The following is a 12116-nucleotide window of genomic DNA, read 5'->3' on the forward strand; positions in this document are numbered from 1 at the left end:
TTTGTAAATGTTTCGTGTAGTAAGTTTAAACCTTGCTTTGCAGACTGTCCCCAGGTTGAAGAACCGGAATTTCGATCTGAACCGTATCTGGATATTTAATGCCAGCGCCCGTATTAAGTACGACCACTTCATCCTCTGCGGAAATCCAATTTTCTGCTCTTAACTTTCTGGCAGCTGCAAATGCTGCAGCTCCTTCTGGGCAGACGAAGGCCCCTTCTTTTTGAGCGATCCTTTTTTGTTCCTCTAATAGTTCAGTGTCGCTGACGGCTACCGCACATCCTTTTGTATCATAAAGGGCGTCGAGGACGAGGAAATCTCCAATTGCTTTTGGGACATTGATGCCGAATGCAATCGTTTCAGAATCATCCCAGAATGACGATTCTTTTTGTCCTTCCTGCCATGCTTTCACAATCGGCGCACAGCCTTCGGATTGGACAGCTACCAGTCTCGGCATCCGGTCTTCGGTAATCCACTCAAGCTTTTGCAATTCTCTCAGTGCTTTATGAATGCCAATCAATCCGACACCACCACCTGTAGGATAGAGGATAATATCTGGAACGTTCCATCCTAATTGTTCGGCAATCTCAAGCCCCATCGTTTTCTTTCCTTCAATTCTGTATGGTTCTTTTAGTGTGGACACATCGTAGAGTCCTGATTTTTCTACAGCTTCCGCCACGATTTTACCTGCATCGCTGATGAGTCCGTCGACGAGAAAAAGGTTGGCCCCAGATAAGGCACATTCGTTCCGGGTAATTTTCGGTGCGTCGACGGGCATGACGATGGTTGATTCCATCGATGCTCTTGAAGCGTATAAAGACCAGGCGGCACCGGCATTGCCATTGGTCGGCATGGCAAGTTCTTTCACTCCCAGTTCTTTAGCTTTTGATACGCCGACCGCAGCTCCTCTAGCTTTGAACGATCCAGTAGGGATGATCCCTTCATCTTTCATATGCAGTTTGCGGATATTCATATCGGCCTGAAGAGTGGGGAGGGGAATCAACGGACTCATGCCTTCCCCCAAGGAAGTTTTGTATGTAGGGTCTTGGAGTGGTAATAGTTCATGGTAACGCCAAAGGTCGGGTGCTCTTTCTTGCAACTGCTCAGGAGACCACGACTCTTTCAGATTGTCTAAATCATAGCTTACGAGTAAAGGAGACCCGCATGTACAAAGATGCTGAGGTTCACTGGCTTTATAGGTTTCCTCGCATTTCGGGCAGTACAAATGGGATAAGTAACTGTATGTCATCTTCATCCTCCTTCTATCGGGTTAATCGTATCTTAACATAAGGTTGATAGAGAGGTTAACGACGACATTGTATTAAGGACATCCTCAAAACTTCATACACTTTTTACATTACAAGAAAAAAATTCTTTGAATACAATGAATGTATAGTAATTTAAATATTCAGACAAATAGCGCGGAGGGGATGAAATGGTTCTTCCTTTTGACATTTTAGAGTATCAGCAGCGTTTGCAGAAAACGAAGAAACGAATGGCTGACCAAGGAATTGACGTGCTTTTGATTACAGACCCGGCAAACATGAATTACCTTTCTGGTTATGATGCCTGGTCTTTTTATGTACACCAAATGCTTGTGGTTATCATTGATGAACCACAGCCGCTGTGGATCGGTCGTTACCAGGATGCGAATGGGGCTCGGGTGACGACGTGGATCTATGATGAGAATGTCATCGCCTATCCGGATTACTATGTCCATTCAAATGTTTATCACCCGATGGACTTTATGGCAGATATTCTGCTTCAAATCGGTCACGGAAATAGGAAAATAGGTGTTGAGAAGGATCATTACTATTTTACAGCGAAGGCTTTTGAAAGATTGGAAAGAGGACTGCCGAATGCAACCTTTCAGGATGCGACATTGCTTGTGAACAGCGTCCGTATCGTCAAGTCGGATCAGGAAATCGAGTATATGAGACGGGCAGCGCAAATTGCGGACGTAGCGATGACCAAAGGGGTGGAAAGCATTGACCCAGGCGTCAGGGAATGTGATACGGCAGCTGAGATTTACTATCACCTGGTAAGGGGGACGCCGGAGTTTGGTGGTGAATACCCAGCAATTGTTCCACTGCTACCGACCGGGGATCATACGTCCATTCCCCATTTGACCTGGTCAGACCGTCCTTTTGTCAAAGGCAATGCAGTAATCGTCGAACTGGCCGGGTGCTACAAGCGATACCATGTCCCTCTTGCCCGTACGGTTTCCATAGGAGAACCGAATGAAAAAATGAAACAAGTCGCCCCGGTCGTTTTGGAAGGGATTCAGAATGTCCTCGACTTTGCAAAGCCTGGAGTGACTTGTGGAGAATTGGAAGAAGTGTGGAGGAAGAGCATTAAGAAACATGGGTATGAAAAAGAGGCGCGCTTAGGTTATTCCGTTGGCCTCAATTACCCACCAGATTGGGGAGAGCATACAGCGAGCATTCGTAAAGGAGATTTGACTATCCTGGAACCCAATATGACGTTCCATTTGATTCCGGCGCTATGGTTCGATACGGATGGAATTGAAATCAGTGAAACCTTTAGAGTCACGGAATCTGGCAGTGAACGGTTCACCACCTATCCGCAGGAGTTAATCATTCGTGATCATATGGATTTGAGCGGTCAAATCAGCTGAAGGAGTGATGGGAAATTAGACTCTATGAACGGAAAGACATTGAAAAAGTGATTCGTCTGGATACCGAACTTATAGACAGAATCGAAACAGCCTTCACCTCACTAGTAGAAAAAGAAACAACGATGCCGCCCATCATGCGTGTGGATGTGCCGGACCATAACGGCGAAGTGGATATTAAGTCCGCCTATATTAAAGGTGAAGACAGTTTTGCTGTGAAGCTGTCTTCTGGTTTTTTTAATAACCCTGCCTTAGGAATTCCGAGTGCGAATGGGCTGATGATTCTCATCAATAGTCATACAGGAGAACCACTGGCGGTCTTGGCCGATGAAGGCTGGTTGACAGATTTGCGAACGGCAGCTGCCGGAGCTGTGGCTGCAAAATATGGAAGCAGGAAAGACAGCCGGGTTGCAGGGATCCTTGGTACAGGAGCTCAAGCTCGTCTCCAGCTCCAAGCACTTATGTTGGTTCGTCCGATTGAGCATGTGTTCGTTTATGGGAGGAGCCCTGAAAAAACTCTGCAGTATAAACAAGAAATGGAGCAGAAACTGGGGATTAATTTGATCGTTTGTGATTCAGTGGAGCAAGTGGTAGGAAAAAGCGATCTCGTGGTAACAACGACACCGTCCAAAGAACCATTGATCTATGGGGATTGGGTAAGACCGGGACTCCACATCACCGCTATGGGTTCGGATGCAGAACATAAGCGGGAACTGGATGCCACAGTTTTGGAAAGAGCGGATTGCATCGTCTGTGATGTGAAAGCTCAGTCCGCCCGTTTGGGAGAGCTGCGTATGTCACCGAATCAACTGGATCGTGCGATAGAGCTTGGGGTAGTCACAAGTGGAAAACGATCGTTCCGCCAAGCGGATGAGGACATTACGATTTGTGATCTGACAGGCACGGGGGTGCAGGATACAGCTATTGCAAGACACGTATACCATCAACTATTAGTTCGGGAGGGCGTTACGGATGAAAGACGCAAAGTTTAGTACCAAATCAATTTGGGCCGGTGAGAAAGAACAACTCGCTTTTGGAGCGACGCAAGTGCCTGTCGTTCATAGTGTTTCTTTTGGTTATGACGACATGGACGAATGGTATGAAGTAGCGGTTGGCAATAAGCCGGGTCATATTTATGGACGAAACACAAATCCGACCGTTCAGGCTTTCGAAGAAAAAATTCGCATTCTAGAAAATGCAGAAGCGGCTACAAGCTTTTCCACTGGGATGGCGGCAATCAGTAATACGCTTGGCACGTTGCTATTCCCGGGTGACCGGGTGGTAACCATTAAGGATACGTACGGAGGAACCAATAAAATCTTTACAGAATTCCTTCCCAAACAGCAAATGGAAGTCGTATTGTGTGAAACCGGAGATCATGAGGCACTGGAAGCTGAGGTAGCTAAAGGCTGCAAAGTGCTTTATTTGGAAAGCCCGACGAACCCGACGGTGAAAATTACGGATATCAGGCGGCTGGCTGCTGCCGGCAAAGCGGTAGGGGCAACGGTTGTTGTTGATAATACATTTGCTACGCCTGTGAATCAAAACCCATTGGATCTTGGAGCGGACCTTGTCATCCATAGCGCAACGAAATTTTTAGGCGGGCATGCCGATGCTTTAGGTGGGGCGTTATGTGGCAGGAAGAGCCTAGTCGACGCGGTATATCACTACAGAGAAATTAACGGAGCCACCCTCGATCCAATGGCTGCCTATTTGCTTTTAAGAGGCATGAAGACACTGAAGCTTCGTGTGGAACAGCAAAACCAAAATGCTGCAGCGATTGCGGAACATTTACAAACCTTCGAACTCGTGGAAGAAGTTTTTTATCCAGGACTGCCTTCTCACCCACATCATCAAATCGCAAAACAACAAATGAAAGGGTTTGGAGGGATGCTCAGCTTTGCTGTGAAAGGCGGAGTAACCACTGTACGGGACCTTTTACCGAAGCTGCAGTTCGCCAATCGCGCTGCCAATCTAGGGTCAGTGGAAACTGTTGTTGGACCTTCAAGAACGACAAGTCATGTGGAATGCACCCCGGCAGAGCGTGCAGCTATGGGTATTCCAGAAGGCTTGATTCGTTACTCCGCTGGCATTGAAGATATCGAAGACTTGAAAAATGACCTTTCACAGGCTTTCCAATCGTTACACACTTATGTGAAGAAGTGAGGAGGGAAGATGTGAAGACCGAAAAGTCGGATCTCACCTTGCGCTCAGACCAGATTTTTGATGATTTAGTGGGGTGGCGGAGGGACTTCCACCGCTTCCCTGAACTCAGCTTTCAAGAAAAACGAACAAGTGAAAAGTTAGAAGAAATAATAGAAAGCTTCCAGGCATTTGAAATCGAAAAGAATGTCGGAGGCTATGGGATCATTGCCTCCGTCAGCCACGGGGAGGGACCTGTTGTCGGGATTCGTGCAGATATGGACGCCCTTCCGATTACAGAAACAACGGGTGTTTCCTGGACTTCGCATAACCCTGGAGTCATGCATGCGTGCGGGCATGATGCACATATGGCTATCTTGCTCGGCATTGCAAAGTTGTTGGCGGAGGATGCAAAGGCAGGCCGTTTTCAAGGAACGGTCAAACTGATTTTTCAGCCTGCAGAAGAAAGTTGTGATGAAGCAGGGGAAACGGGAGCGATAAAAATGCTGGCTTCCGGAAAAATTCAACACATGGACGCCATTCTGTCCCTGCATATGTGCCCCTGGAGGAAATTCGGAGAGATTCAATGGAATGATGGACCAAGCATGGCGAACAATGATGAATTTCATTTGAGAATTGAGGGAAGCGGCGGCCATGCGGGATATCCGCAACACGTGAAAGACCCAATATGGATGTCGACTTATGTGTTGCAGGCGTTATACAGCATAAATGGTCGAAAAGTGAATCCCATGGACGTCGGCACCATCAGTGTTGGGCAGGTGCAGGCCGGAGAGGCCAGCAATGTTATTCCAAGCATTGTAGAGATTCAAGGAACTCTAAGATCCTATAAAGATGATGTAAGGGAAATGTTAGGCAATGAAATCCGTCAGGCGGCTAAAATCGTCTCAGCGCTCGGCGGGAAATATTCACTTCACATCCATCACGGGGAACCCTCATTGATCAACGATCCTAGAATAAACCGGATCATACACGAAGCTGCATCCGGGCTCAAAATGCATGAAGAGCCCTTTGGCATGGGGAGTGAAGACTTCAGTCATTTCACTAGAAAGATACCAGGGGCGATGTTTTTTCTCGGTTGCGGTCTGGAAAGGGAAAGGAGCCTCCATCAATCAGATTTTGATATTGATGAACGTTCAATGACGATGGGTGTGCGCGTGCTTTTGGAGAGTGCTTACTTAATACTTGACCGAGGAGGAGTCCATTGAGTATGAAAATAGCCATGATTGGATTTGGAGGCGTAGGTCAGGCGTTTGCGGAAATTGTAGAGGAAAAGCATCAGGAACTTCAGCAGAACTACGGACTTGATGTGGAAATCGTGGCCATTTCGGATGTCATGAAAGGATCCATTTTTCAACCGGATGGACTGAATATTCCAAGGGTACTGGAGTGTGTGAAACAAACGGGATCTGTAGAAACTTATCCGTCATCCAGTCAGACGGTTAAAGGGTGGAACAGTGTCGAAACAATAGAGGAATCACAGGCGGATGTCATTATTGAAGTCACTTACACCGATGTCAAAACCGGTGAACCTGCGCTTACTCACTGTCATCGTGCTTTTGAAACCGGTAAAAGTGTCATAACGACTAACAAAGGTCCTGTCGCTCTCGCCTATCAGGAATTGACCGAAAAGGCAAACGAACATGATGTGTTTTTCGGATTCGAAGGAACAGTCATGAGCGGAACACCTGCGCTAAGGCTCCCACTGGAAACTCTGGCTGGCAATGAAATCAAGGAAATCAGAGGGATATTGAATGGCACGACCAACTATATCCTTACCGCTATGGAAAGTGGAATGACATTGAATCAAGCACTTGAAAAAGCACAAGCACTCGGTTATGCCGAAGCCGATCCGACGAGTGACATTGAAGCCTACGATGTCAGGTATAAAGCGGCTATATTATCGAACCATGTGTATGGGGTTCATCTGGACCCGGATGACATTTTCTGTGCCGGGATTACCGGTTTAACAGTAGAAGATATCAAAGAAGCGGAAAAGGCCGGTGAAAAATGGAAGCTGCTTGCCCGTATCTCTCAGAATAACGGATCGGTGAAGGCGATTGTACGACCGGAACGTGTGAAAAAGGATGATCTCCTAGCTCGTGTGAATGGTGCAACCAATGCAATTGTTTATGAATGTGATCTTTCCGGTCCCATCATGCTCACAGGTGCAGGAGCAGGGTTGAAGGAAACAGGGTTTTCGTTGTTAATCGATCTGATTCATTGCCACAAACAGAAGCAGGCAGCCAAAATCGGAGGAGGGAGTCACTCATGACCACGAAGGTTAAAAGCTATAAAATGCTGATCGGGGGAGAATGGCGGGAAGGGTTACACAGTTTTGAAGTAAGCAACCCGCAGAACAATGAAGTGCTGGCCACGGTCCCCTCTGCCACGAAAGAGGACATGATCGAAGCTATTGAAACCGCAGACCGCACTTTTCGAATGAGAGACCCCATCCCTACCCATGAACGCATCCATATACTTAACAAAGTATCTGAGTTTATGGAGAGGGATCATGAAGCGTTTGCAGCAACCATCGCACGTGAAGGCAGTAAAACAATTACCGAAGCACGTTCAGAGGTCTCACGAGCTATTCAAACCATTCGGATCAGTGCCGAGGAAGCGAGACGTTTGAAAGGAGAGACCATCAATTTCGATCAAAATCCAGGCAGTGAAAAAAGAGTCGGGTATTATCAACGTTTTCCTTTAGGTGTTGTAGGAGCCATCACTCCTTTTAATGATCCACTCAATTTAGTTGCACATAAAATAGGTCCAGCTATTGCTGCAGGGAACGCGATCGTCGTCAAACCAGCCTCAGCTACGCCTTTAAGTGCGTTGAAGTTAGCGGAATCCTTCGTAGAAGCTGGATTACCTGAAGGTTATCTATCCGTGGTTACCGGGTCAGGAAAAGAAGTCGGAGATTCACTGGTTACTCACCCGGTCGTCAAAATGGTTTCTTTTACGGGAGGCTCTGATGCCGGAGAAGCTATCACGAGAAAAGCAGGAACCAAGAAAATAAGCATGGAACTAGGATCAAACTCACCAGTCATCGTCCTTAATGATGCAGACCTTTCCAAGGCTGTTCATGCGTGCTGTTCGGGTGCTTTTTCAGCGGCAGGGCAGAATTGCATCGGTGTTCAAAGAATCTTTGTGGGAAGAGAACTTTATGCAAGTTTCCTCGATGGACTTGTGGAAGCCGCTGAAGCCCTGAAGGTCGGCGATAAAATGGATGAAAGAACAGATATAGGTCCGATGATTAATGAAAAAGAAGCGGTCCGTGTATCCGAATGGGTCGAAGAAGCATTAGCAAAGGGAGCACAAATAGAAACAGGCGGGGTCCGTGACGGAGCATATTATTCTCCAACGATTCTTAGCCATGTTCCGTCAGAAGCGAAAGTGATGTCAGAAGAAATTTTCGGCCCTGTGGTGATTGTAAACCCTGTCGCTGATTTAGAGGAAGCCATTGATCAATCCAATGCTGTTAATTATGGTCTCCATGCAGGAATTTTTACAAACGATATCAATCAGGCTTTTAAAGCCATAAGAAAAATGGATGTAGGTGGAATTATGATCAATGACAGCAGCGATTATCGAATTGATGAAATGCCGTTTGGAGGTACGAAGGGATCCGGTATCGGACGAGAGGGCGTACGTTTCAGCATAGAATCCATGACTGAACAAAAAGTCGTATGCTTCCATCTTGATGATTAGAAAAGCCGCTTGAGACCATCCATTTGTGTTTGTCATTCATCTGGTAGGGGAATGCCTTCACAAAGGAGGTAATGGAATGGCACAATTTTATGTGAATCAGAACCAGCAGACTGGTGGCGAACATGAAGTGCATGTTGAAGGTTGTGATTTTATGCCTTTTGAGCAGAATTTATTGGAATTAGGCGGCCATGACGATTGCGCAAACGCACTTGAGGTTGCCAAAAATACTTACGACGAAGTCAATGGCTGCAAACATTGCTGCCCCGACTGTCACACCAAATAACCTTCTCAAAACCTGAACGGTCCTTAAAGGAACCTTCAGGTTTTTTATTTATTTCACTATATGGCAGGATTGTGGAAGACTCGATTTCGATATGTTTGTGTGGATTTAGGGGCTCCGGGAAAAGGTTCGCTTTCCGTGGGCGAGTGATGAGCCTCCTCGAGCTAACGCTCTGCGGGGTCTCATCTACCACGCACTTCCCACAGGAGTCTCACCGTTTCCCTCCGCCCCGTTGCCATATGAGGTTCTCGAAATCCCTCTTATATTACCCTGCCTAAAACTGTTATAAATCCTGCTTAAACCGCATTGATATAGGATTCTTAACCATAAAAGCTCCTATTGCTGGAAGGTAGTTTCGAGAATTTCTTCCAGCAAGTGGGCAGAGGGGAATGGCGAGACTCCTACCTTAAGTGTGCAGGCGCCTCGATCAGAGGCGAGGGAAGTCTCACTAGCCGCTAGGCGCCGGAACCGGATATCTACGAGGAAAAAAGTGCATGGTGAGACCCAACAGGACGTAGTCCGAGGAGGCTCACCGCGCTCCCGCGGAAAGCGAGTCATCCCCCGGAGCCCCTAGAATGACACGAACATCTCGAAACTGAGTCTTCCACAAACGGGAGCTTATGTGAAATAAAGAGGGATTGGTGTGGTGAACTGGTACTTCTTCTCAGGGATATTGTTTGCTTTGATGCAAATAGTAAACGTGAAGATTAATCCTGAGGAGGATGCATGATGAAGAAAAAATGGTTTATTCTATTCGCAGCGCTCATGATGATTGCCATGTTAGCTGCTTGTAATACATCGGAAGAACGTGCGCGTGAAAGTCAGCGTAACAACTTGAATCAAGTCAGTTTTGGTCCAGAAGACCAAGGAATGCAAGGGAACGGAAATCAACCGGGAGAAATGGAACCAGGGGCATATGGTCAAAACCGCTTTGATGCCAACATTCCTTTTGAAGGCATGAACCCAAGTGGAACAAACAGATCCATTCAAGGTCCATACTTTTTTGACCATGATGGCCGGTACACTCAAGATCCACAAGGTGGAGACCAGGCGCAACGACAAAACCCTGATCAAGCTGAGCAAAATCGTGATAATACTGCACGAGAGAGCGATGAGGCAACGGGTGACTTTCAACAACAGGTCATTGATTTGACGAACAAAGCTCGTGAGAAAAATGGCCTGAAACCCCTTAAAAATAGCAATGAAGTTGAAGAAGTAGCTCAAACGAAATCTGAAGATATGGCGAAGAACGATTATTTTTCCCATACTTCTCCAACTTACGGAAGTCCTTTTGATATGCTGAGGGAATTTGGAGTGGATTACTCCACAGCAGCTGAGAACATTGCTGCAGGCCAGCAGTCTCCGCAATCGGTTGTCGATGGCTGGTTGAACAGTTCAGGTCACCGTAAAAACATTATGAATAAGAATGTGACGCACATTGGTGTCGGATATGCGAAAGACGGCAACTACTGGGTACAAATGTTTATAGCAAAATAAGTAGATGTGACGCTTGGTGATCATCAGGCGTCATGTTTTACATATAAATCAAGGCAGGGGTAGAGAATGAAGAATATTTGGATCCTGGTCATGGTGTTCGCTGTCATTCTGGCACCTTCGGACCTAGCAGCTTTTAAAGAAAAGAGATTGGTCGCCATCGGAGATTCCATTCCATTTGGTTACAACTTAGATGAAGATAATAGTAATCCTCCAAAAGAGTCGTTTCCATCTCTAATTGGAGTGAAAAAGGATATAGAAGTGACCAATTTGAGCATTCCCGGCCTGACATCTGCTGAATTGTTAACAGCTGTGCAATCCAATGATACCTTCAGAAAAAGTATTAAGAACGCCGATTATGTCATTGTGTATATCGGTGGCAACGATTTATTGAATGTCGTCAAAAAGAATGGGGGGCTGGATGGTTTGAAAATGGAGGAGGCTGCCCCGGTTATTCGAGATCTCATTTATAATGTCTATTCGACCATTCTTGAGATTGACGAATTAACGAGCGGGAAGGTCCTCGTCTACAACATCTACAATCCTTATCCAGCTGCCGGTGATCAGTTGAACACGCCGCTCGCTTATATTAACCAACAGTACGCTTCCTTAATCAAGCTGCTGAAACACTTTGCTTCCGTTACACTTATCGATGCCTATAAAGCCTATCATGGTCACCCTGAGTACATCATCAAGGGGGATGTCCATCCAACGGCAAAAGGTCAGCAGGTACTGGCTAAAATTGCCTTGAAACACATGGATTAAGACAGTGCTGGGTGTGGGTGTTTCTAACCGATTTCATGTATAATGAGAATAGGTTATTTGGAGGTGTCTTACATGGTTAAGTTTGGAATTATAGGAACCAATACCATTACAGAAAAATTCATAGAAGCAGCGAAACAGCATGACCATTTCACATTACAGGCCGTATATTCTCGTACAGAAGACAAAGCAGCCGCTTTTGCATCCAAACACGGTGCACGGGAGACTTACACAGATATAGAAAAGATGGCCTCAAGTTCAAATGTGGATGCGATTTATATTGCGAGCCCGAATGCCTTTCATGCGGAGCAGGCGAAGACGATCATGAGGAAAGGAACGCACATCTTATGTGAAAAACCGATGGCTTCTAATCAACAGGAAATTGCTTCGATGATTGAAGTAGCCAAAGAAGAAGGCGTTGTGTTAATGGAAGCAGTGAAGTCTACACTCATGCCAGGTTTTTTAAGCATACAGGAACATCTACATAAAATCGGCAAAGTGAGACGTTTTGTAGGAAACTTCAGTAAGTATTCCTCTCGTTATGATGCATACAAAAGAGGTGAGGTTTTGAATGCCTTTAAACCTGAACTGTCGAACGGTTCCTTGATGGATCTTGGTATTTATGGAATTTATCCGATGGTCGCTCTTTTTGGTGCGCCCAATCATGTCCAGGCTAGTGCCGTGTTTTTGGATTCTGGTGTTGATGGTCAAGGAAGTGTGGTAGCAGCGTATGATGACATGGAGGGAGTGGTGGTGCACTCCAAAATCGTGGATTCTCATGCTCCTTCTGAAATTCAAGGGGAAAAAGGTACGATGCTCATTCCCAATATTTCGGAGCCGAAAGATATAAAAATCATGTATAGAGATGGATCCATAGAAGAGCTTATTTTCGAAGATGAGTTTTCACCTATGTATTATGAAGCGGCTGAATTTATTAGTCTGGTGGAGAAGGGAAAAAGTCGGTCGGAGAATAATTCGTTGGAGCATACGCTGATAACAGCGAAAGTCATGGAGGAAGCCCGGAGGCAAATCGGCCTGGTTTATCCTAATGACCGCTCTTAGGGTCCTGCGGAAAGA

11 protein-coding genes are annotated in these 12116 nt (G+C 46.1%); 10 read left to right on the forward strand and 1 reads right to left on the reverse strand.

Annotated elements, in window-relative coordinates:
- Nucleotides 1-25: 25 nt before the first annotated feature.
- Nucleotides 26-1246, reverse strand: a complete 1221-nt coding sequence (locus J0K78_RS09760; RefSeq protein ID WP_206946525.1) for a threonine synthase — start codon at nucleotides 1244-1246, stop codon at nucleotides 26-28.
- A gap of 186 nt (nucleotides 1247-1432) precedes the next feature.
- On the opposite strand from J0K78_RS09760, the gene J0K78_RS09765 reads away from it, so the two are divergent.
- From J0K78_RS09765 to J0K78_RS09810, 10 genes are all read left to right on the forward strand, one after another.
- Nucleotides 1433-2635: a M24 family metallopeptidase gene (locus tag J0K78_RS09765; protein WP_206946526.1), complete on the forward strand. Its 1203-nt coding sequence runs from the start codon at nucleotides 1433-1435 to the stop codon at nucleotides 2633-2635.
- 14 nt (nucleotides 2636-2649) lie between these two features.
- Nucleotides 2650-3624: a cyclodeaminase gene (locus J0K78_RS09770; protein WP_206946724.1), complete on the forward strand. Its 975-nt coding sequence runs from the start codon at nucleotides 2650-2652 to the stop codon at nucleotides 3622-3624.
- Entirely contained in the window at nucleotides 3605-4798 is a 1194-nt protein-coding gene (locus J0K78_RS09775; protein ID WP_206946527.1) for a cystathionine gamma-synthase family protein, read from the forward strand. Before J0K78_RS09770 ends, J0K78_RS09775 begins: the two co-directional genes overlap by 20 nt.
- Before the next feature lie 11 nt (nucleotides 4799-4809).
- Entirely contained in the window at nucleotides 4810-6000 is a 1191-nt protein-coding gene (locus J0K78_RS09780; RefSeq protein WP_206946529.1) for a M20 metallopeptidase family protein, read from the forward strand.
- The gene (locus J0K78_RS09785; RefSeq protein ID WP_206946531.1) at nucleotides 5997-7067 is read left to right on the forward strand and encodes a homoserine dehydrogenase; all 1071 of its coding nucleotides are present in this window, start codon (nucleotides 5997-5999) and stop codon (nucleotides 7065-7067) included. Before J0K78_RS09780 ends, J0K78_RS09785 begins: the two co-directional genes overlap by 4 nt.
- Nucleotides 7064-8503, forward strand: a complete 1440-nt coding sequence (locus J0K78_RS09790) for an aldehyde dehydrogenase family protein (RefSeq protein ID WP_206946533.1) — start codon at nucleotides 7064-7066, stop codon at nucleotides 8501-8503. The genes J0K78_RS09785 and J0K78_RS09790 overlap by 4 nt, the downstream gene beginning before the upstream one ends.
- Nucleotides 8504-8579: 76 nt before the next feature.
- Complete coding sequence (locus J0K78_RS09795; RefSeq protein WP_206946535.1) at nucleotides 8580-8786, forward strand: hypothetical protein; 207 nt, start codon at nucleotides 8580-8582, stop codon at nucleotides 8784-8786.
- 726 nt (nucleotides 8787-9512) lie between these two features.
- Nucleotides 9513-10280 carry a CAP domain-containing protein gene (locus J0K78_RS09800; protein WP_370551106.1) on the forward strand — a complete coding sequence of 256 codons (768 nt, stop codon included), beginning with the start codon at nucleotides 9513-9515 and terminating at the stop codon, nucleotides 10278-10280.
- A 66-nt stretch (nucleotides 10281-10346) separates the two neighbouring features.
- The gene (locus J0K78_RS09805; RefSeq protein WP_206946539.1) at nucleotides 10347-11042 is read left to right on the forward strand and encodes an SGNH/GDSL hydrolase family protein; all 696 of its coding nucleotides are present in this window, start codon (nucleotides 10347-10349) and stop codon (nucleotides 11040-11042) included.
- A 72-nt stretch (nucleotides 11043-11114) separates the two neighbouring features.
- The gene (locus J0K78_RS09810; RefSeq protein WP_206946541.1) at nucleotides 11115-12101 is read left to right on the forward strand and encodes a Gfo/Idh/MocA family protein; all 987 of its coding nucleotides are present in this window, start codon (nucleotides 11115-11117) and stop codon (nucleotides 12099-12101) included.
- Nucleotides 12102-12116: the final 15 nt, after the last annotated feature.

The organism is Halobacillus sp. GSS1 (assembly GCF_017307035.1).
Lineage (GTDB): Bacteria > Bacillota > Bacilli > Bacillales > Halobacillaceae > Halobacillus > Halobacillus litoralis.